23 protein-coding genes and 1 tRNA gene are annotated in these 21,034 nt (G+C 63.2%); 13 read left to right on the top strand and 11 right to left on the bottom strand.

The window, feature by feature from the left end:
• Positions 1-18 precede the first annotated feature (18 nt).
• The 3 genes from AAFM29_RS08410 to AAFM29_RS08420 form a co-directional block, all read right to left on the bottom strand.
• Entirely contained in the window at positions 19-1,719 is a 1,701-nt protein-coding gene (locus AAFM29_RS08410; protein WP_341712357.1) for an asparagine synthase-related protein, read from the bottom strand.
• A 176-nt stretch (positions 1,720-1,895) separates the two neighbouring features.
• Complete coding sequence (locus tag AAFM29_RS08415; RefSeq protein WP_341712358.1) at positions 1,896-2,033, bottom strand: hypothetical protein; 138 nt, start codon at positions 2,031-2,033, stop codon at positions 1,896-1,898.
• Between the two features lie 51 nt (positions 2,034-2,084).
• Positions 2,085-2,351 (bottom strand): PqqD family protein, encoded by a 267-nt coding sequence (locus AAFM29_RS08420; RefSeq protein ID WP_341712359.1) that lies wholly within the window; start codon positions 2,349-2,351, stop codon positions 2,085-2,087.
• A 116-nt stretch (positions 2,352-2,467) separates the two neighbouring features.
• On the opposite strand from AAFM29_RS08420, the gene rpe reads away from it, so the two are divergent.
• The 7 genes from rpe to dxs all read left to right on the top strand — a co-directional run bounded on the left by rpe (position 2,468) and on the right by dxs (position 9,999).
• Positions 2,468-3,130 (top strand): ribulose-phosphate 3-epimerase, encoded by a 663-nt coding sequence (gene rpe, locus AAFM29_RS08425; protein WP_341712360.1) that lies wholly within the window; start codon positions 2,468-2,470, stop codon positions 3,128-3,130.
• Positions 3,127-4,992, top strand: coding sequence for a heparinase II/III family protein (locus tag AAFM29_RS08430; protein WP_341712361.1), 1,866 nt, complete (start codon positions 3,127-3,129; stop codon positions 4,990-4,992). Before rpe ends, AAFM29_RS08430 begins: the two co-directional genes overlap by 4 nt.
• A gap of 5 nt (positions 4,993-4,997) precedes the next feature.
• Entirely contained in the window at positions 4,998-6,584 is a 1,587-nt protein-coding gene (gene purH, locus AAFM29_RS08435; protein ID WP_341712362.1) for a bifunctional phosphoribosylaminoimidazolecarboxamide formyltransferase/IMP cyclohydrolase, read from the top strand.
• Positions 6,585-6,687: 103 nt separating this feature from the next.
• Entirely contained in the window at positions 6,688-6,819 is a 132-nt protein-coding gene (locus AAFM29_RS08440) for a hypothetical protein (RefSeq protein WP_341712363.1), read from the top strand.
• The gene (gene msrA / locus AAFM29_RS08445) at positions 6,819-7,499 is read left to right on the top strand and encodes a peptide-methionine (S)-S-oxide reductase MsrA (RefSeq protein ID WP_341712364.1); all 681 of its coding nucleotides are present in this window, start codon (positions 6,819-6,821) and stop codon (positions 7,497-7,499) included. Before AAFM29_RS08440 ends, msrA begins: the two co-directional genes overlap by 1 nt.
• Before the next feature lie 36 nt (positions 7,500-7,535).
• Entirely contained in the window at positions 7,536-7,997 is a 462-nt protein-coding gene (locus AAFM29_RS08450; RefSeq protein ID WP_341712365.1) for a transcriptional repressor, read from the top strand.
• A gap of 79 nt (positions 7,998-8,076) precedes the next feature.
• A complete protein-coding gene (gene dxs / locus AAFM29_RS08455) occupies positions 8,077-9,999 on the top strand; it encodes a 1-deoxy-D-xylulose-5-phosphate synthase (protein ID WP_341712366.1) in 1,923 nt (640 codons plus the stop codon).
• Here dxs and AAFM29_RS08460 read toward each other — a convergent pair.
• A complete protein-coding gene (locus tag AAFM29_RS08460; RefSeq protein WP_341712367.1) occupies positions 9,996-10,466 on the bottom strand; it encodes a PaaI family thioesterase in 471 nt (156 codons plus the stop codon). The genes dxs and AAFM29_RS08460 overlap by 4 nt on opposite strands.
• A 78-nt stretch (positions 10,467-10,544) precedes the next feature.
• Here AAFM29_RS08460 and AAFM29_RS08465 point away from each other — a divergent pair, with 78 nt between their 5' ends.
• Positions 10,545-10,877, top strand: a complete 333-nt coding sequence (locus AAFM29_RS08465; RefSeq protein ID WP_341712368.1) for a helix-turn-helix domain-containing protein — start codon at positions 10,545-10,547, stop codon at positions 10,875-10,877.
• 9 nt (positions 10,878-10,886) lie between these two features.
• Positions 10,887-11,684: a crotonase/enoyl-CoA hydratase family protein gene (locus AAFM29_RS08470; RefSeq protein WP_341712369.1), complete on the top strand. Its 798-nt coding sequence runs from the start codon at positions 10,887-10,889 to the stop codon at positions 11,682-11,684.
• A 20-nt stretch (positions 11,685-11,704) separates the two neighbouring features.
• Here the strand turns inward: AAFM29_RS08470 and AAFM29_RS08475 are convergent, their stop codons facing one another.
• The 5 genes from AAFM29_RS08475 to AAFM29_RS08495 all read right to left on the bottom strand — a co-directional run bounded on the left by AAFM29_RS08475 (position 11,705) and on the right by AAFM29_RS08495 (position 17,382).
• Positions 11,705-12,391 (bottom strand): NnrU family protein, encoded by a 687-nt coding sequence (locus AAFM29_RS08475; RefSeq protein WP_341712370.1) that lies wholly within the window; start codon positions 12,389-12,391, stop codon positions 11,705-11,707.
• 73 nt (positions 12,392-12,464) lie between these two features.
• Positions 12,465-12,959: an FKBP-type peptidyl-prolyl cis-trans isomerase gene (locus AAFM29_RS08480; RefSeq protein ID WP_341712371.1), complete on the bottom strand. Its 495-nt coding sequence runs from the start codon at positions 12,957-12,959 to the stop codon at positions 12,465-12,467.
• Positions 12,960-12,972: 13 nt separating this feature from the next.
• Complete coding sequence (locus AAFM29_RS08485; protein ID WP_341712372.1) at positions 12,973-14,262, bottom strand: amidohydrolase family protein; 1,290 nt, start codon at positions 14,260-14,262, stop codon at positions 12,973-12,975.
• Entirely contained in the window at positions 14,259-15,641 is a 1,383-nt protein-coding gene (locus AAFM29_RS08490) for an amidohydrolase (RefSeq protein WP_341712373.1), read from the bottom strand. Before AAFM29_RS08490 ends, AAFM29_RS08485 begins: the two co-directional genes overlap by 4 nt.
• Positions 15,642-15,750: 109 nt before the next feature.
• Positions 15,751-17,382 carry a peptide MFS transporter gene (locus tag AAFM29_RS08495; RefSeq protein WP_341712374.1) on the bottom strand — a complete coding sequence of 544 codons (1,632 nt, stop codon included), beginning with the start codon at positions 17,380-17,382 and terminating at the stop codon, positions 15,751-15,753.
• A gap of 206 nt (positions 17,383-17,588) precedes the next feature.
• Here AAFM29_RS08495 and AAFM29_RS08500 point away from each other — a divergent pair, with 206 nt between their 5' ends.
• The 4 genes from AAFM29_RS08500 to AAFM29_RS08515 all read left to right on the top strand — a co-directional run bounded on the left by AAFM29_RS08500 (position 17,589) and on the right by AAFM29_RS08515 (position 19,288).
• Positions 17,589-17,930: a GntR family transcriptional regulator gene (locus AAFM29_RS08500; protein ID WP_341712375.1), complete on the top strand. Its 342-nt coding sequence runs from the start codon at positions 17,589-17,591 to the stop codon at positions 17,928-17,930.
• A gap of 148 nt (positions 17,931-18,078) precedes the next feature.
• Positions 18,079-18,360: an integration host factor subunit beta gene (locus AAFM29_RS08505; RefSeq protein WP_341712376.1), complete on the top strand. Its 282-nt coding sequence runs from the start codon at positions 18,079-18,081 to the stop codon at positions 18,358-18,360.
• A 59-nt stretch (positions 18,361-18,419) separates the two neighbouring features.
• Positions 18,420-18,504 (top strand) — tRNA-Leu (locus AAFM29_RS08510).
• A gap of 169 nt (positions 18,505-18,673) precedes the next feature.
• Entirely contained in the window at positions 18,674-19,288 is a 615-nt protein-coding gene (locus AAFM29_RS08515; protein WP_341712377.1) for a PilZ domain-containing protein, read from the top strand.
• 63 nt (positions 19,289-19,351) lie between these two features.
• Here the strand turns inward: AAFM29_RS08515 and msrB are convergent, their stop codons facing one another.
• Together msrB and AAFM29_RS08525 are read right to left on the bottom strand one after the other, a co-directional pair.
• The gene (gene msrB, locus AAFM29_RS08520; RefSeq protein WP_341712378.1) at positions 19,352-19,846 is read right to left on the bottom strand and encodes a peptide-methionine (R)-S-oxide reductase MsrB; all 495 of its coding nucleotides are present in this window, start codon (positions 19,844-19,846) and stop codon (positions 19,352-19,354) included.
• 81 nt (positions 19,847-19,927) lie between these two features.
• Positions 19,928-21,034, bottom strand: a 1,107-nt coding sequence (locus AAFM29_RS08525; protein WP_341712379.1) for a cytochrome P450, incomplete at its 5' end; no start/stop codon positions are given.

A 21,034-nucleotide genomic window follows, 5' to 3' on the forward strand; every position in this document is an offset into this window, starting at 1 on the left:
CGCCGCGAGGGTCCGCTGTCAAAGGGCGTTGCGACCTTCCACCTGCGCCACGAAGCGTGCAATTGCCGCGGTCCCGATAATGCCGAACTGCAAGGGCCAAGCGGTGCCGGGGTCCAGCGGAGTGCGCGGCGGCAGGGCGCGTAGCAGCCCACGAGCCCGTTCGACATCGATCCAGTCGCCCAACCATGGATGCGTTGCCAGGCCATCGAAGGTTTCGAGCAATTCTTCCTGCTTCGAAACCAGGTAGCTGTGCCAATCGACATTGTGCCCGCCATATCGGGTCTCAAGCCGCTGGCTTTCGGGCATGATCCCGCGTGCCAGCTCACGCGCCAGCCAGCGGTCGGTCCCGTCCCGCAGGAATGCCTCATCGGGCAGCGAAAAGCAGAACTCGATCAATGGGCGATAGGCCAGCAGGTCGCGGCGGCGCAGGCCGGTTAGCTGTTCGCGCCCAAGGTCGAGATCCGCCATGCCTGAATCGCTAGCTGCCCAAGCCAGTTCCATCATCTCCCGACGTCCAGTGGTTGTGCGGGGCTGACCCGCGGCAGTTGCCAGCCCGAATTCGGCAATGGCGGCCGGTTTGAGCATTGAGGATCTACCGGCAACCGACCCAGCACCGCGGGAGAAGCGTGCTTGCAGGGCCACACGGACCCTGGTCGGAAGATTCGGCATGATCGCTAACGAGGCTAATTTGCGCGCGAGGCTTCGCGGATCATCGGATCGTTGCCGCAGTGCCGCCAATAGCTCCCGCCATCGACCCGAAGCCAGCATTGCGGGATAGGCCCACTGTCCATCGGCGCTGATCGTGTCATTGCCCGAAACCGCATCGAAGAACCAATCCGCGCCCGATCGGGACGCGGCGCGATAGGCGGCCATGATCATTCCGCCGTTGCCAATAAAGGGGGAAGTGATCCCGCTGGCGCGGTGCAACTCCTGCAGGTCGAGATCGAAGCCGCCTTCGCGGGTAAACACAGGCGCCAGTCCGTGACGCTCGCAGAATGCTTCGACGCGGCAACCTTCGTCGCCGAACTTGCCCGGTTCGATCACCTGATCCCAGGATAGCAATGGCCGGACCGAAATGACGCTCAAGGTAGTCTGGTCCGGTTTTGCCCGGAGCACGGCTTCCGCAGCAATGGGTGAATCGAGCCCAGCCGATAGCGATATCGCCGGATGCTGCGATCGCTCCACCGCCAGTCCGGCATGTTTGTCGATCAGCGTTCTCGCCGTATTGACCCAAAAGGCTGGGTCCATCCCGACGTCGATTTGGCTGCGATGGGGATCGTATTGGCGCTCGATTGCGACAGAGCCATCAGGGCCCACTCTGAGCGAGGCGCCCAGGGGAACGCTCTTCACCCCCTCATACCAGCTTGCAGCTGGGTCGCCTGCGCTATCGAGATAGAGCGCATTGAGAACCCGTGTGCGATCGAGGTAGCGTGGGACACCGAAGGCGAAGAGCGCACGCAGGACCGAGGCGACGACAAGTTCGCCATCGTGAAAGGCATAGTGGAGCGGTGGTGCCTGCCACGGCGAGCGCGCCAGGCGCATGCTGCCATCCGGATATGCGGTTACTGCCGCATAGGCGCCGCTGACAAACGACTCTGTCGCGCTGCCGTGGCGATCCAGAGCAAGGGCATAGCACTGCGCATCGGTCTGGTGCCGATCGGGTGTGCGATCCAGCCAACCGGAGAAGGCCAGCACGCCATCGCCACATCGAACGGGCACATCGACCGGCGGCGAACTGCGCCCAGGCCGGCAAGTGGCGGCGCAACCGAAGCCTTCCGTGATTAGCGTAGGTGTGTCACCGGAATAGGCGGAAAGTGCCCCCAGGATCGGTTGTTGACGGGCCCTTCCGCCTCGGTCGCTCCACGCGGCGAGCAAGAGATGTCAGCGGCCGTCGGTCAGGAGCGGAGCTGGACCGGCGATTGCCTGCCCGCGCCGCCGCCGCCGGCGATATCGCGGATGGTGCCGAGCCGGACGAGGACCGGCGCAGTCCATTCGCGCTTCTGCGGAACAGTGCGGTTTGCCTTCTCGTTCATCGCTTCCATCCTCAATTGGGCGTCAATAAATAGCGCGGTGGCTGGGAAAATCTAGGCAAGCGATATCAGTGCCGCACCGGTGAGATCGCCAATCAATGCCGCGGTATCGCCCGCGATCCGATCTTGGGGCGCGTCATATTCTTCCGCCAGCAAGGCAACGATCTGGGGGAGACTGCGCTGGCCGTCGATCAGCCGCCACGCGTGCCGCGCCGTGCCACGCAGCGAAAACAGCTCGCCGCCGTCCAGGTCGACGATCAACACCTCGTCATCGACCTCGGTCTCCACGAAGTTCGCCGTCAGTTTCCGGAGTGCTGTCATGGCGATTTCTTAGTCGAGCCGACCCATGTGGAAAAGGCACCGCCGCGAGCTTGTTAACCGTCCTTTCGCGCGCGTAGGGCTGGGCAAGGTTCAAGGCACAAGGCCACCGCGCACTTATGGCGACACCCCTGATTTCCCCTTCCATCCTATCGGCCGATTTCGCGCGGCTGGGCGAAGAAGTACGCGCCATCGATGCCGCCGGGGCCGACTGGATTCATGTCGATGTCATGGATGGCCATTTCGTGCCGAACATCACGATCGGCCCAGCGGTGGTGAAGGCGCTGCGCCCGCATACCGACAAACCGTTCGACGTGCACCTGATGATCGCGCCGATCGATCCCTACCTTGAAGCCTTTGCCGATGCGGGGGCAGATATCATTACCGTCCATCCCGAGGCGGGCCCGCACATCCACCGCACCGTTCAGGCGATCAAGGGCTTGGGCAAGAAGGCAGGCGTGGTGCTCAACCCGGCCACCCCGGCCAAGATGCTCGACTATCTGATCGACGAGGTCGACCTGGTTCTGGTGATGAGCGTCAATCCCGGTTTCGGCGGGCAGAGCTTTATCTACAGCCAGCTCAAGAAGATCGAAGCGATCCGCAAGATGATCGAAAAGACCGGCCGACAGATCCACCTTGAGGTCGATGGTGGGGTCAATGTCGAAACCGCGCGGCAATGTGTCGATGCCGGGGCCGACGTGCTGGTGGCCGGTTCTGCCACCTTCAAGGGTGGACCACTGCAATATGCCGCCAACATTGCTGCGCTGAAGGGCGGGCAATGACCGATACGGCCCGGACCCTGTTACGACCTTCCGGGGAAGACAGGGCTGCGGACGATGCGAGCGCGCTACCCTTGACGTCCGAGGCTGAGCCGCTCGTTAAAGAATCCGCTCCCGTCCCGCTCCCAGATGCCATTCCCCTGGAGCCCGGACGCGCTTTGGTGCTGTCCGATTTCCAGGCACCGCGGACCGGCGCCGTCGATTCGGTGTTGCGCTGGGCCTATCGTATCGGTGTTCCCGGCTCCGTCTTGTCCGCGCCCCTGCGCAAGCCACTTGCTCCGCGCCTGCTGGGGACGGTCGCCAGCCCGCTGCAGGGCGAGCGTGTGGCGGGTATGGCGCTCCGTGCAGGGCAATTTCTCGTCCACGGGCTCAAGGCACCGATCGACAAGGTCGATTTTGCCAGCAGTGCGCCGCTGACTCCGCCATTCCTGCGTGCGGTTCATGGATTTACCTGGCTGCGTGACCTCGCCGCCTGTGCTCCTCGTGAAGAATGCAAGGGTGTTGGCGAGGTGCTGCTGAAGAAATGGCTCGCGGCCAATCCAGAACCGGCCAAAGGTGCAGCCTGGACGGTAGAACATGCTGGCCTGCGTTTGCTGGCCTGGCTGGTTCACGCACCCTTGATCCTGTCAGGCGAAGCCAAGCTGCGTGGCAAGGCCCTCGAAGCCATGGAAACGACCGCGCGCTGGCTTGACCGGCAAGTTGCGCGGGCGGAAGATCGGCTTGGCCAGGTCGCAGGCTGGTCGGCTGTGGTCGCCGCAGGCTTGTTATTGCCCGATGGCCGGCCGCGCCGTCTCTATGGCGAGGCAGGCTTGCTGCGCGCGTTGGGCGAACTGGTTAGCGACGATGGCGGCGTGCTTTCACGCAGCCCTCTGGCGCAGATCGAAGCGATCGGCCTGCTGGTCGACCTCAAGGCCTGTTATGCAGCGGTCGATCGGGACCCACCCGCGGCGCTCGACACGATGATCGCGCTGCTGGTGCCACCGCTGCTGACCCTGCGGATGGGTGACCGCGGGTTGGGAAGTTGGCAGGGGTCCGGGGCTACTTCGGCCGGACAACTCGATGCAGTGATCGCAGCCAGCGGGGTGCGCGCCCGCCCAGGCAAGGACATGCGCCACTGGGGCTACCAGCGCGTCGATGCCGGCAAGAGCGTGCTCGTCATGGATGCCGCGCCCCCGCCACGCGCGCGCCACGCGCGCTTCGGTTGCGCCTCGACGCTGGCGTTCGAACTGTCTCATGGCGAACAGCGGATCATCGTCAATTGCGGAGGGTCCGAGCTTGCCGGTGGGCAGACGCCGGTAAGGATCGAACAGGGGCTGCGCGGGACAGCGGCCCATTCCACCCTGGTGCTCGACGATGCCAATTCCACCGCGATCCTGATCAAAGGGCAGATCGGCAAGGGCGTCGAGGAAGTCGATATCGCCCGTTCCACCGTCAAGCAGCGCGGCCGCGACGCGACCCGCCTGGAGGCGGTGCATAACGGCTATGCCGCGCGTCACGGACTGATGCATCGTCGCATCCTGCTGCTGTCTGCCGATGGGGAGGAGCTCCGCGGCGAGGACCTGCTCGAACCATCGGGCCGCAAGGGCCAGCGCGGCAAGATCGGTTTCGCTATCCGTTTTCACCTTGGTCACGGGATCGAAGCGGGCTTGTCCGAAGACCGGCGCGGTGCGGGCCTGGCTCTGCCTGACGGAAGCTACTGGCAATTCCGACTTGGAGGGGATAGCGGCGAGGCCACGATTGGACTCGAGGATAGCCTCTGGGTCGACGGGCACGGGCGCCCGCGCGCGACGCGGCAGCTTGTGGTCGAGGGACTGACCGTACGCAGCGGGGGACGCTTCCCCTGGCTGCTCAGACGAATGGGATAGAATTCATGTCGGATGTGGCGATCAAGCGGGCACTGCTTTCGGTGTCCGACAAGACCGGCTTGGTGGAACTTGGCCAGGCGCTGGCGGCGAAGGGCGTGGAGCTGGTGTCGACCGGCGGCACCGCCAAGGCACTGCGCGAGGCTGGGCTCGAGGTGCGCGACGTATCCGACCTTACCGGTTTTCCCGAGATGATGGATGGACGGGTAAAGACGCTCCACCCGATGGTCCATGGCGGCCTGCTTGCCGTGCGCGACAATCCAGAACACGTCGCGGCAATGGAAGCGCATGCGATCGGCGCGATCGACCTGGTCGTGGTCAACCTCTATCCCTTCGCGCAGACCGTGATGCGCGGCGCCTCGCGCGATGAGATTATCGAAAACATCGATATCGGCGGACCCAGCATGGTGCGCAGCGCGGCCAAGAACCATCAGTTTGTGACCATCGTCACCGATCCGGGCGACTATCCCACGCTGGTTGCGGAACTTGAGGCGAGCGGCGCGACAACGCTCGATTTCCGGCGCAAATGCGCAGCCAAGGCGTTCAGCGCCACCGCGGCTTATGATTCGATGATCAGCCAGTGGTTCGCCTTCGCCGATCAGCAGCAGCTGTTTCCCGACATGCTGGCGGTCAACGGCAACCGCGTGACCGAGTTGCGTTACGGCGAGACCCCGCATCAGAAGGCGGCTCTCTATACGCCAGTCGGGCCCCATGGGCGCGGGATTGCTCAGGCCGAACAGCTGCAAGGCAAGGAACTCAGCTACAACAACTACAACGATGCCGATGCGGCGCTCGAACTATGCGCCGAGTTCCGCGGGCAGGACCCAGCGGTCGTCATCGTCAAGCATGCCAATCCCTGCGGTGTTGCACAGGCGTCCACCTTGCTCGCGGCATGGAATGAGGCGCTTCATTGCGACAGTGTTTCGGCCTTTGGCGGGATCGTCGCGGTCAACACAGAGCTAGACGGGCCGACCGCCGAGGCGATCTGCGAGATCTTCACCGAGGTGGTGATCGCGCCCTCGGTCAGCGAGGAAGCCAAGGCTGCCTTCGCCAGGAAGAAGAACTTGCGCCTCCTGGTAACTGGCGACCTGCCCGACCCGCGCCGCGGCGGGCTGGCAATCAAGCCGATCACTGGCGGCCTGCTGGTCCAGTCGCGTGACAATGGCGCGATTACCGCGGCCGACCTCAAGGTGGTGACCAAGCGCCAACCGACCGAGCAGGAACTCAAGGACTGTCTGTTCGCCTGGACGGTGGCGCGCCACGTCAAGTCGAACGCAATCGTCTATGCCAAGGATGGCGCGACGGCGGGTATCGGCGCGGGTCAGATGAATCGCCGTGATTCCTCGCGCATCGCAGCGATGAAGGCGGCAGAAGCGGCGGAGACCTATGGTTGGGCGCAGAGCCGGACTGTTGGCAGCGCGGTCGCCTCGGACGCATTCTTCCCTTTCGCTGATGGCCTGTTGGCGGCGGCGGAAGCAGGGGCGACCGCGATAATCCAGCCCGGTGGTTCGATCCGTGACGACGAAGTTATCGCAGCGGCGGACGAGGCTGGCCTTGCGATGGTATTCACCGGAATGCGTCACTTCCGCCATTGAGGCGGCGATGATCGGCTGAACCGTTTACAACGATCGCATTAAGCGCGTTGCAATCGCAGCGTTTGTAACCACGTGGGCGAGACCCACGAAAGAACCCCCCGTAATGACACTCTTCTCCCCCGATCTTTACCGCAGCTTCGGCATCGGCTTTGGCGTCGGTGCCGTACTCGTCTTCCTTTCCAACGCCGATGGACTCTTCTCCATCGTGCCCCAACTAGTGGCTTCGATCCTGTAATGCGCCGTTCCGCCTTCCTCTTCGCTGCAACGCTCGCGCTGGGTGCGGCAGCATGCCAGCAACCCGCCCTTGCCGCTGAAAGCGTCGTCGCTGCGCCGCAGGCCAAGCGCATCGCCAAGGAAGGCGAAGGGCTCAAGACCGCGATCTTCGCTGGCGGCTGTTTCTGGGGCGTTGAAGGCGTTTTCAGCCATGTGAAGGGCGTGACCAGCGCGGTTTCAGGCTATCACGGTGGAACCGAACGTTCGGCCAGGTATGACATCGTGTCCAGCGGCATCACCGACCATGCCGAAGCGGTGAAGGTCACCTATGATCCTTCGGTGATCCGTTACGACCAATTGCTGCGCATCTTCTTCTCGGTGGTGACCGATCCGACCCAGCTCAACCGCCAGGGCCCCGATACCGGCACGCAATACCGCAATGCCTTGGTTCCGACCTCGGCCGAACAGCTGGCCGTGGCCAAGGCCTATCTGGCCCAGTTGGGTGCCGCGAAGCTGTGGGATCGGCCGATCGTGACCAAGATCGAGCGCGCGCAGGCGTTCTATCCGGCTGAGGGCTATCATCAGGACTTCATGCTGAACAATCCGCGCCACGGCTACATCGTGCGCTGGGATGCGCCCAAGGTCGCCGCGCTCAAGCAGCTCTATCCCGGCGTTTACACCGCCAGTTTCCAGCGCAACTAGCTTGAACCAGCCGCACGGGGGGCCTAACTCTCGTGCATGGCAGGGCACACGCACAAGGAACACAGGGGTGACGCGCTGGTCGAGGCCGCGCGCGCGACACTGACCGAGCATGGCGAACAGTGGACGGGCATGCGCCAGTCGGTGTTCGAGGAGCTGGCGGCGCATGACAAGCCGGCTTCGGCCTATGACATTGCCGACAACCTTTCGGCATCGCGCGGCAAGCGGGTGGCGCCGAATAGTGTCTATCGCATTCTCGACCTGTTCGTGCGCACCAATCTCGCCAACCGGATCGAGAGCGCCAACGCCTACCTGGTCAACACCCATCCGGGATGCAGGCACGATTGTATCTTCCTGATCTGCGACGATTGCGGGAAGGCGACCCATCTGGATGACGAGCGCGTGACCGGAGCGCTGCGTGCAGCAGGCAAGGATGCGGGCTTCACCGATGTACGCCCGGTGGTAGAACTGCGCGGGCTGTGCGACGATTGCGCTGCTTGATTGCAAGCGTTGAGACGGTCCCTGTCGTCGATGAGCGGTTCATCGACAGGCATGGATTGAGCGTGTAGAGCGGCACCCCATGACGACGCGACCCCACACGCCGCTCCTCGATACAGTCGATACACCTGACGACCTGCGCAAGCTCGACAAGAGCCAGCTGCGCCAGCTCTCGGACGAATTGCGCGCCGAAATGATTGACGCCGTCGGCACCACTGGTGGTCACCTCGGTTCGGGGCTGGGTGTGGTCGAACTCACCGTCGCGATCCACTATGTCTTCGACACCCCGACCGACAAGCTGGTGTGGGACGTCGGCCATCAGTGCTATCCGCATAAGATCATCACCGGGCGGCGCGACCGCATCCGTACGCTGCGGCAGGGTGGCGGCCTGTCGGGTTTCACCAAGCGGACCGAAAGCGAATACGATCCCTTCGGTGCCGCGCATTCCTCGACCTCGATCTCGGCCGCGCTGGGCTTTGCAGTGGCGAACAAGCTGCAGGATCGCCCGGGACGCGGCATCGCGGTGATCGGCGATGGCGCGATGAGCGCGGGCATGGCCTATGAGGCGATGAATAACGCCGAACAGGCGGGCAATCGCCTGATCGTGATCCTCAACGACAATGACATGTCGATCGCGCCGCCGGTGGGCGGATTGTCAGCCTATCTCGCGCGGATGGTATCGAGCAGCGAATATCTCGGCCTGCGTTCGATGGCATCGAAGATCGCCAAGAAGCTCGGTCGCCGGGTGTGGGGCGGGCTCGAGAAGGCCGAGGAATATGCGCGTGGTATGGCGACCGGCGGTACCCTGTTCGAAGAACTCGGCTTCTACTACGTCGGGCCGATTGACGGGCACAATCTCGACCATCTCATCCCGGTGCTGGAAAACGTCCGCGACAGCGAACAGGGCCCGGTCCTGATCCATGTCGTGACGCAGAAGGGCAAGGGCTATGCCCCGGCCGAAAACAGCGCCGACAAGTACCATGGTGTGGCCAAGTTCGACGTCGTCACCGGTGAGCAAAAGAAGGCGAGCGGTGGGCCGCCCGCGTATCAGAACGTCTTCGGCGACGCGCTGGCCAAACTCGCCAATGACGATCCACGCATCTGTGCGATTACGGCCGCGATGCCATCGGGCACCGGGGTCGACCGCTTTGCCAAGGCCCATCCTTCGCGCAGTTTCGACGTCGGCATCGCCGAACAGCATGCGGTGACCTTCGCCGCCGGCCTTGCCGCTGAGGGCATGCGCCCGTTTTGCGCGATTTATTCGACCTTCCTGCAGCGCGCCTATGATCAGGTCGTGCATGATGTGGCGATCCAGAACCTGCCCGTGCGCTTCGCGATCGACCGCGCCGGGCTTGTGGGCGCAGACGGCTGCACCCACGCCGGCAGCTTCGACATCACCTATCTCGCGACGCTGCCCAACATGGTGGTGATGGCAGCGGCAGACGAGGCCGAACTGGTTCACATGACCTATACCGCCGCGGAATATGACGCGGGTCCGATCGCGTTTCGCTATCCGCGCGGCAACGGCGTTGGTGTCGAGCTTCCGCAGACCCCGCAGAAGCTCGAGATCGGCAAGGGCCGTATCGTGCGCGAAGGCTCCAAGGTGGCGATCCTCTCGCTTGGCGCGCGCCTCGCCGAGGCGCTCAAGGCGGCTGATCAGCTCGAAGCCAAGGGGCTTTCGACTACTGTCGCCGACATGCGCTTTGCCAAGCCGCTCGACACGGCACTGATCGAGCAGCTGATGCGTAGCCACGAGGTTGTGGTCACCGTCGAGGAGGGCGCGATTGGCGGCCTGGGTGCGCATGTGCTGACTTTTGCCAGCGACAGCGGATTGACCGACAATGGCCTGAAGGTTCGCACAATGCGCCTGCCCGATACCTTCCAGGACCACGACGATCCGGCGAAGCAGTATGACGAGGCTGGGCTCAACGCCCCACATATCGTCGACACGGTGCTGACGGCGCTGCGGCACAATAGCGCCGGTGTGGCGGAGGCGCGCGCCTAGGCCGCGCTGGCGGAGGCTTCCTTCGAGGTGGCAATCCCGGTGGGGACAATCGTTGCCTGGGCCACCGCGACCAGGATCGGATCGACCCCGTCATCTTCAGCCCAGACATCGGCGCGAACCACGACCTGGCGTTTGCCGGCCTTGATCACGGTCCCCTTCGAGCGCAGTCGCGCTCCCTTGGCGGGCGCCAACAGGTTGATCGTGTAGCTCCCGGTGACCACGTCGCCGACTGCCGAGCCCGCAGCCCAGGCGCAGGCATTGTCCGCCATCATACCCACCAGCGCCCCGTGGGCGAAACCGTGATGCTGGGTCATCTCGGGGCGAATCTCCATCACGATCTCGGCCTCGCCGTCCCAGCAGCGCACCGGATCGAGCTGCAGGAAACTGTTGAAGCCAGAACGACCGATGGCGATCTTGCGCATGTAGTCGATCAGCTGTTCTTCATTGTCGAAACCGGCGCGCGCCATCTGGCATTCCTTTTAGTCTGGATTACAGACTATCTCATCGGACTTGCCTTCGATCCGGTCAAGTCTAAATTCCAGACCATGAAGCAGTTCGAACCCTCGCGCTCGCCATGTCCGGTTGGCCGCGCCTCGCGGATCCTGGGTGACCGTTGGGTGATGCTAATCCTGCGCGAGGCCTTCCTTGGCGCCACAAGGTTCGAGGAATTCTTGCCCAACACCGGGATCAACCGTGCGGCACTGACGTCTCGCCTTGCTGCACTGGTCGAATTCGGGATTATGGAACGGATCCCGCCGGAAGGACATCGGGCAGAGTACCGCCTGACCGAGGCCGGGCGCGCGCTTCATCCGATGATGGCCGAAATTCGCGACTGGGGTAGCAAATGGCTACTCGACGGGTCGGGCTGGCCATCCTAGCATCGGCGAATGAGCCTGCTTGAAATCACCCGTCGCAACCACGTCACCACGTTGACGATCAACCGCCCCGAAACGATGAATCCCTTGGGGGCAAAAGGTGATGGCGATGCCTTTGCCGCCGCCTGCGATGCAATCAACCTCGACCTTGGCGTACGCTGCGTGATCCTGACCGGAGCGGGCCGGGCATTCAGTGCCGGCGGCGACATCAAGGCAATGAAGGAGCGGACCGGCACCTTCGGGGGGACACCGCCGGGTATATCGGACGGCTATCGCGACAACATCCACAAGGTGCTGCGGGCACTCTATGGATTGCGCGTGCCGCTGGTGGCGGCGGTCAACGGCCCGGCAATCGGCTTGGGTTGCGATCTCGCCTGCCTTGCCGACATCCGCATCGCCAGCGATCGGGCCAAGTTCGGTGTGACCTTCCTCAAGCTCGGCATCATCCCCGGCGATGGCGGAACCTGGATCCTTCCGCGCATCATCGGCGAGGCGCGGGCGGCGGAACTGTTCTATACCGGGGATGTGATCGATGCGCCAACCGCGCTCGATTGGGGCCTCGTCAGCCGCGTCGTTGCGGGTGATGCCTTGCTCGACGAAGCGCACATGCTGGCCGACAAGGTCGCAGCCATGCCCCCACATGCCCTACGTCATGCCAAGAACCTGATGCGACAGGGGCGCTCGACCACCTATGACACGGCGCTGGAGATGGCAGCCAATACGCAGGCACTGATGCACCTGACCGAAGATCATATGGAGGGCATCGACGCCCTGATCGAGAAGCGGGCGCCGAACTTCGAAGGCAAATAGGCGACGCGCAACCGCGGCGGTTAGCCGATCCACCGCCATAAACCGGCGGGGATGCCATTCGCATGGATGTGCGCATAGGTGAACAGCAGCCAGCCGATCACGCCGCCAATCCACGGTGTTGCGCCCGCCTTGCCCAGCTTGCCGAAATGCAGCCAATAGCTGGTCTGCCTCTCCCACCCGGCCCAGGTCTCGCCCATCAGAATCTCTTTCTTGCGATCCTGCATGTGCGCCCCAACCAGTGCGAGAACCCCGATAGCCCCAGCCAGGACGAACCGCCGCGAAGTCGGGCTCAATATGAAGTGCACCGCGGCCCAGAGCGCGAAAGACCACATCATCGGGTGGCGGGTCACATGGAAGACACCGTGCGGTCCGGCCGCGGCGAGGTTTGCGGCGCGCGGGTCGGGGAGCGCGGGATTGCCGGCAAACGAACCGGCAAAGAGCACGGAGGCGATGAGCATGACCACCGACGCAATCGCCCAGGGCATGTCACCCATGCCATCCCACAATTGCGCGCCGCCCGGTCCGACCGCACGGAACGCCATCACCGCCCAGCCAAAGGTGCCCAGCGCGACCAGCGAGTAGAGGCCCATGAAGCCCCTGTCCCCCAGCCGCCCAACCAGCGGTGCGCGCAAGGGATGCGAGAGGATGAAATGCGTACCGACGAAGGCGGTAGACGCTGCGATCAGGGAAACCAAAGTCTGGTCCATGCGAGACTCCCATGTTCACGCCGTAAACATGGATACCAGCTGTAACGCTGGGCGCAAGGCCTAGATTCTGCGCCTATTCGGCGCGTTCGAACCCAAGCAACTGGACCTTGAACAGCAGTGTCGCCCCGCCCGGGATCGGCCCCTTGCCGGTTGTCCCGTAAGCAAGCTCCGCCGGGATGGCGATCTCGATGGTATCGCCCACCCCCATTTGCGGGATTGCCAGCTGCCAGCCCTTGATCAGCCGCCCCAAAGGGAAGGTTGCGGGTTCGCCGCGATCGAAGCTGCTGTCGAACGTCTCGCCGTCGATGAAAGTCCCGGCATAGTGCACCGTCACAGTGTCAACGACGCGGGGCCTCTCCTGGCCGCCCTTGTAGTCGAGGTAGCGCCAGCGCACCCCGCCCTCGATGTAGCGCCAGCCATCTGCCGGTTTGAGACCGCCCAGATAAGCCTGCTGCGCGCTCATCCACGCCAGGTCCTGTGATCGGTCAGGTGTGGAATCCTGCGCGGCCACCGCATGGAAGCCGACAGCGGCAGCGGCCGCACCCAGTGCGAGCAAAGTCATTCGCATGTCACGCGTATCCTTACCAGTCATAGGCCTCGGGCAGGGTGGTCTCGTCGAGATCCTTGTAGCGATCGCGCAGCCGCGTCTGGTGGCTGTCGAGCGGTTGCCTTACGCCTTCGATGAAAACCATGGTCGGGACCGAGCCCAGTTCGAGCGGGTCGTTGTCCCAGACCACCACGTCGGCCAGGGCTCCTGGTGCCAGCACGCCCGCGCGGCCCTTCAGCCCGCTAATCTCCGCCGGTACGGAGGTGATGGTCGCCAATGCCTCCCCCCAGCTGAGCCCACTGGCGCCGGGCACCTTTGCCAGTGCGACGAGGTTGCCGGCATACTGGTTGAGGTTGCGCGGGTTCTCCATTGCTGCCGCGTTGATCGCGACCTGTACGCCCGCCTTCACCATGCGCCCGATGTTGCTTTGCGTTGCGGCGAGTTCCTCAAACGCCGCAGGCAAATCGTCGAGCCCGTCGGCGATCACCGGAACGCCCGAAACAGCAATTTCGGATGCAACAAGCCAGCCTTCGCTTGCGCCCAGCAGCACGAGGTCCAATTCGGGATAGCTGGCCTTGAGGCCCAGGACGGCTCGGATGTCCGATGCCCGTTCGACCCCGACATAGAGCTTCTGCGAACCGTTGAGCACCGGGCCCAACGCCTCGGCATCGGCACGGGGCAATACGGCATCAGCACCGTCCCACTTGCCCTTGGCATAGGCATCTGCCTCGTGCAGCGCGTTCGCGAGGTCGACGAAGCTGGCAACCCGGCTCCCCCCCGAAATTCGTGCACCTGTTTCGCCCAGCGATACGAGCTGGAAGGCGCGCGGCGTGGTCACGGCGTCGCCATCGGCGCCGAGATCGATGATCGCGCCCTGACCGCCGAAAATGCCCGCGCTAGGTACTGTGTCGGTTGCTGCACGAGTGATCCCCGCTGCCCGGTGCACGGTGATGTGCTCTGATGACGGGTTGATCGCTGGCGTCACGTCGAGCGCCGCCCCGAAGCGCGAACCTCTGGCGCGGGTGTCGTTGGACTCACTCACCCCGCCGACGTCGGACAGCCCCAGCTGCGTCAGCGTGGCGACAAGGCCAGGGGTCACCCAGCCGCCCGCCACGTCGTAAACGGTAGCCGTATCGAAGGATCCGGCACCCGATTGCGGCCCGGCATAGATCACCTTGTTGTCGTCGACGATGACCACACCTTGCTGGATCGGCTCGCTGCCATCACCCTTGGCAAGGGTGGCGTTGACGATCACGAAATCCTCGGCTGCGGCGGGAGTGGTGAGTGCGAGCACACTCGCGGCGAGAAGGGTAGCGCGGATCATTTCACGTCTCCTTCACCGGGCTGGCCTAGCTCGAAGTCGCTTACCGGGCGGCGTTTGCGATCGAGCGCATCGAACAACAGCGCGCCGTCGACCCACACCTTTTCGGGTCGCGAATAGACCGATAGCGGATCACCGTTCCACAGTACCACATCGGCCATCTTGCCCGGCTCTAGACTGCCCGTCTGATCGCCGATGCCCATCGCCTTGGCCGCATTGTGGGTGAACCAGCGGATTACTTCGGCATCGGGAATATCGATCCCGATGCGGTGCCCTGCTGCCTGCGCCTTGGCTGCTTCCTGGTTGAGGCGCTGAATACCATTGGCGTCGTCCGAATGGATCACCACGCAGGCGCCTTCCTTGAACAGCAGCGCGGCATTCTCGAGGATGCCGTCATAGCTTTCCATCTTAAAGCCGTACCAGTCGGCCCAGATCGCCGAGCAGATGTCGTTTTCCTTGAGCAGGTCGCCGATCTTGTAGGCTTCGACAGCATGGTGGAAGGCGGCGACCTTATAGCCCATCTCATTGGCCATATCGATCACCAGCGCCATTTCGTCTGCGCGGTAGCAATGGTTTTGGACCAGGATTTCGCCGTCGAGCACGCCCTTCAGCGTCTCCTTGCCCAGGTCGCGCTTCTTGCCGTCATAGGCCTTGGCATCGAGCCAGGTCTGGCGGTTCACCGCGAAATTGCCCATCCGGGTCGAAGGCATCCGCCCCCGGCCACCGTAGACGCGCTTGGGGTTCTCGCCGCAGGCCATCTTGAGGCTGTAGGGCGCGCCGGGAAATTTCATCCCCTGCACAGTCCGACTGGGTACGTTCTTGAGCGTGACGGCTCGCCCGCCCATCAGATTGGCGGACCCTGGCAGAATCTGCAGCGAGGTGACGCCGCCATTGGCCAGCGCGCGAGTGAAACCCGGGTCCTGCGGCCAGACCGAGTGTTCGGCCCAGACCTCGGGGGTGGTCGGGCTGGTGGCCTCATTACCGTCCGAATGCGCCTCGACCGCGGGGCTCGGATAGTCCCCTAGGTGTGAGTGGATATCGATCACCCCCGGGGTGACGAATTTGCCGGCACCATCCACGCGATCATAGCCGTCGGTTGAAAGCGAGGCGTCGCCAACCTCAACCACCTTGCCATCGCGGAACAGCACCGTCCCGTTCTCGATCCGCCCGCCTTTGCCGTCATAGACGGTGGCGCTGACCAACGCGGTGGGTCGACCCGGGTAGGGTTTATAGGTCGAGGGGAAGGGCGCGTTTCCATCTTCACCAACAGGCGCGGTCCAGTCTTTCGAGGAAGCGGACTTCGGTCGACCCGCCTCGCCGGCAGCCGAACATCCCACCAGCGCCAGCGCAGTGGCGCAAGCAAGCAAGGCACGTATCTTCATGGTTCCCCCAGATGCAGTCCGGCCGGAGCATTGCTGCCCCGGCCGGTACCGTCAAATACGTTGGTCGGTTCGATGCCGCCCTTCGCAGATTGGGCGTCGATTGAAAGGCTTAGCCCGCAGGCTGTGTGCCCGGGTGGACGCCCGCACCCTGCGCTTCCCCGGGACCTTCCTTGGTGCCGGGCAGGTCGTCAGCGCGATCCCCAAGCGTATCGAGATGCATCCAGCGCTTCACGATCGGACTGACCAGCAGCACCGCCACGGCAGCGCCGATCGCAACCCATCCGAACAGCTCGTAGATCTCAAGCAGCTTCGCCTTGCTCAGTTCGCCACCGTGGCCCCCGGTCGCCTCGCCAATCTTGCCTGCGACGAAGTTGCCTACGGCCGTCATGTAGAACCACGCACCCATGATCAGCGATGCAAGGAAGCTCGGCGCAAGCCGGTTCATGGCTGATAGGCCCACGGGCGAGAGACACAGTTCGCCGGTGGTCGCCAGCAGGTAGTACAGGAAGACGAAGATCACCGGGGTCATCGCTTCGATGCCATAGGCTTGCGCGCCCCAGACCAGGACCAGATTGCCCAGACCCATCTGTGCCAGTGCCAGGCCGAATTTGGCCGGGGCCGACGGCTCCTTGCCGCGCTTGCCCAACCACTGCCACAGCGCCGCGAAGATCGGTGCCATCAGGATGATGTAGATCGGGTTGATCGACTGGAAGATCGAGGCCGGAACCGCGCCGCGATCCACAAAGCGATCGGTGAACAGGTTCATCGATCCGCCGGCCTGCTCGAACAGGCCCCAGAACAGCGGGTTGAGGCTGATCAGGAACAGGATGGCGAACATGCGTTCGCGCGGTTCCTTTTCGAGCTTGAAGCTCTCATACAGCACATAACCCAGCAGGGCGACGCCCGAGATGGCGAGCAGGGTCTGGATGACATCCTGGTACTGGACCAGCGCCCAGATCACCGCGACAGCAGCAAAGCCGATGCCGTAGAGCGTCCATTCGCGGCTCTTGCTGAGGACGGCCGGTGCTTCGCCTGCACCCATCAGCGCCTTCTTGCCGAGGACGAAGACCACCAAGCCTGCGAGCATGCCGATACCGGCGAGTCCGAAGCCGAAGCCCCAGCCGATGGTCTGTCCAAGATAGCCGACGAGGATCGTGCCGATCGCCGCGCCGACGTTAATGCCCATGTAAAAAATGGTGTAGGCGCCATCGCGGCGGATGTCGGTGAGCTTGTAGAGCTGGCCGACCATCACCGAAATATTCGCCTTAAGGAAGCCCGATCCGACAATGATAAAAGCCAAGGCCGCCCAGAAGACATTGATCGTCGGGTCGTCCTGGCCGCCGACGCCTTCAACCGCCATCAGCGAGTGGCCAGCTGCGAGCAGCAGGCCGCCAAACAGGACCGCCTTCCGTTGGCCCAGGTAACGGTCGGCCAGATAGCCGCCGAGCACCGGGGTAATGTAGACCAGTGAAGTGTAGGCGCCGTAGATCAGGCTCGATTTGGAATCCGAGAAGAGCCAGTGCTGGGTAAGGTAGAAAATCAGGATGGCGCGCATGCCGTAGTAGGAAAAGCGTTCCCACATCTCGGCGAAGAAGAGCATGTAGAGGCCTTTGGGATGGCCGGCGAATTCTGGTTCTTTCTGGACTGCGATCTTGCCGCCGATTGCCAGGAATATTGCGAGCACGACGACCGCGATGATCGCGATCCAGTCGCCCTCGTTCCACAACGCCAAATCTTTCATTACAGGCTTTCCCCCTGAACTTCGCTTGTGACCGCTTGCGGGTCCCGATGGCGCGGCACCCTAGCGGTTCGAACGCGCATGTGAAGCCTTAGTTACAGTCGAGACCGCCTTGCGCCGCGATGAACGGGTCCGTGCCGTTTGCGGCGCAGAGTCTTGTGCGCAGCGCTGTATTATGGCACTGTATCAGTAATACTCGGGGAATCGCCATGAACAGCCAGACAAAGCCCGTATATCTCAAGCTGCGCGACATGATCGCGGCGGCAATCATCGACGGCCGCTATGCCGAAGGGGAAATGTTGCCCTCGGTCCGTGCGCTCGCCGCGGAACAGGGGGCCAATCCGCTTACCGTGGCCAAGGCTTACCAACAGTTCCAGAATGACGGCTTGGTCGAGGTCCAGCGTGGTGTCGGCATGTATGTCGTCCCCGGTGCGGCCGACCGGTTGCGTGCCAGCGAGCGAAAGCTTTTCCTCGACCGCGAATGGCCCGAGATTCGGGCCCGCATGGACCGGTTGGGCGTGGTCGCGGCCGATTTGCTGTCGGACGCATGATCGGGAAGCAATTGTTTTCTTGCGAGGACGCAGGGCTTCTGCCACTATAGTTTACCTCGGCGAAACCGCGCATGCGGTGATCCGGGAGGGTTGCGAAAAAGGAAAACAGTTGTCTGGCTGGCCTGGGAGGGCGGCCGGGAGAGCGCTTATGATCCGATCTGAACTGCTTGCCGTTCTCGCACAGGAAAATCCGGGATTGCGTGCCGAAGAAGTCGAACAGATTGTCGACATCTTCTTTGAAGAAATCGCCCAGCGACTGGCCGAAGGTGGCCGGGTCGAACTGCGCGGCTTCGGGGCCTTTTCCACGCGCGAACGCGAAGCCCGCAAGGGCCGGAACCCGCGGACCGGCGATACCGTCGATGTGCCTGCCAAGAAGGTTCCCTACTTCAAACCGGGCAAGGAAATGCGTCGCCGCCTCAACGCGGATTGATCGCTGTTCGACTGCCTGATTGCGTGGAGGGCGCCAAACCCCTAACGCTGCCCGCCGCTGCGGGCGTGGCGGAATGGTAGACGCCGGGGACTTAAAATCCCCTGAGCCTTGCTCGTGTGGGTTCGAGTCCCACCGCCCGCACCAATTGTCGGAATTCCTGACAGAATAGCCCCTCGCTTTGACTCCGTGTTAACGCTTAGTGACCTATTGAAGGGTCCGGAAAAGCTTTCGATCCATAGAGGTTTGCGTTCGCCACAATCGGCGGGGCGTCGAACAGGGATTTGGGTAGATGGAATTCGCGACGGCGTACTCGATGAACAATACGAGCACCGTAACGACCGCTGACCAGCGGGGTGCGCCGCGTTACACCTCGTTGATACGCGCGGCCAAACTGGTCTGCGGCCAGGGCGAATTCGTCTGCGTTATCCGTGACGTCTCCGCTACCGGTGTCAGCCTACGGACTTTCCACGGCCTGCCTACTGACGAGCAGATCGCGCTCGAACTGCAGAACGGCGAAACCTACGAAATGCGCCAGGTACGCGCCGATGGCTTTGACGGCAGCTATCGGTTCGAACGCGTCGTCCCGGTCGAGAAACTGATTCACGAGAACTGGGCTTTCCCGAAGCGTCAGCTCCGCCTCAACCTCGCCATGCCACTGACCGTTTCGACGCTCACGCAGAAGGCCAATGCCTACATGCTCAACCTCTCGCAGCAAGGCGCACGCGTTGAATGCGACAGCGTCTTCGCGATCGACCAGACGGTGCGCATCGAGAACGAATTCATGCCGGAGATCCGCGCCAAGGTGCGCTGGCGCCGCGATGCCAACTACGGCCTCGCTTTCGATACCTTCTTCAGCCTGCGCGAATTCGCCCTGCTCGCTGCGCGCGTTCAGTGTCCGCTGCTGCTGAAACCAGAAGATCGGCGCTAGGCACGGATAGCCCCGGGGCTGCCGGAAGACACCGCCGCCCCACCGAGCTGACAAGAAGCCTGTCTAGGCCGGGATGAAATCCAGCGCGACGCCGTTGATGCAGTGACGCTTGCCGGTCGGGCGCGGTCCGTCGTCGAAGATGTGGCCGAGATGGCCGCCGCAGGTCGCACAATGAACCTCAGTGCGCGGATAGCCGATCTTGTAGTCTGTGCTGGTCGCTACACCGCCCGGCAGTGCCTGCCAGAAGCTCGGCCAGCCGGTGTGTGAGTCATATTTGACCTTGGACGAATAGACCGGCGTGGCACAACCAGCGCAAACGAAAGTCCCCTCGCGGTACTCCTTGTTCAGCGGCGAGGTGAAAGGCCGTTCGGTACCTTCCTGGCGCAGTACCCAATATTCGGTCTTGGTCAGTCGCTTCCGCCATTCGGCATCGCTCAGGGTGAGCGGGAACGTCTTGGCTTCCGCGCGGCCCGAGCCGCAGGCGGCAAGTGCCGCAAAGCTGGCAGAGGCGCCGATCCAGCCGAGCAGGCCGCGGCGGTCGAGAACGGTTTTGGTCATCGCTCGCATATCCTTGCGTGGGGCCTAGCCGCCCCACGCTGAACATACGCTTTAGCAGGCCGAAAGGTTACCCGATCGGCCTCAGAATTCGGTAATCTCGACCTCGAGCTTGCGGAAGCCGTGAACGAAGTTCGCACGTACCCGCTCGACGTCACCCGCCACGTGTACGCGCATGCGGCGCTTGTGCATTTCCTCAAGCAGGACCCGCAGCTGGAGCTCGGCCAGGCGGGCACCCACGCAGCGGTGGATGCCATAGCCGAAGGCGAGGTGGCGGCGGGCATTCTCGCGCGTCAGGTCGAGCTTGTCGGGGTTCTCGAACACTTCCTCGTCGCGATTGGCGGAAAGGTACCACAGCACGACCTTTTCGCCCGCCTTGATCGTCTGGCCGAAGACTTCGGTATCCTCGGTGCAGGTGCGGCGCATATGCGCCAGCGGGGTCTGCATGCGCAGCATTTCCTGCACCGCATTGGGGATCAGCTCGGGGTTTTCCTCGAACAGTTTGCGCTGGTCGGGGAATTTGTCGAGCGCATGGACAAAGCCGCTCATCGAGTTGCGCGTGGTGTCATTGCCGCCGACGATCAGGAGCACCAGATTGCCCATGAATTCTTCGGGGCTCATCTGGTTCATCGCAGGGCTGTGGATCATCATCGAGATGAGATCGTCGCCTGGATTCTTGTCCATGGTCCGCTCGATCCACAGCGACTGGAAATAGGCGCCCATCTCGCGCAGGATGCCCTGCCGCATTTGATCGAGATCGCGCACGGTGGCGAGCTCGGTATCGCCCGACCAGTCGGACCAGTAGGTCAGCAACCGGCGATCTTCCCAGGGGAAGCCAAACAGGATCGCGAGCATTCCGGTAGTCAGCTCGATCGAGACGGTATCGACCCAGTCGAACACCTTGCCGCGCGGAAGCGTATCGAGCAGCTCGCCCGTCCGCTGGCGGATCTCGTCCTCCATCTCGGTCATGCCGCTGGGGGTGAACTTGGGTGCAACGGTCCGCCGCTGGCCGGTATGTTGCGGGCGATCCATGGCAATGAACATGGGCAGCTCGAACTTGTCACGACCCATTTCGGCCAGCTGCTCGTCGGTCAGCCGCTCGAGGATGGTGATGCCGCCCTTTTCCCAGCTCGAGGAGAAGGTGTCCGGCAGCGCCTCGATATGCTGGATCGCCTTATGCTGGACCACCGC

The sequence above is a fragment of the Erythrobacter sp. genome (genome assembly GCF_038133525.1).
Lineage (GTDB): Bacteria > Pseudomonadota > Alphaproteobacteria > Sphingomonadales > Sphingomonadaceae > Qipengyuania.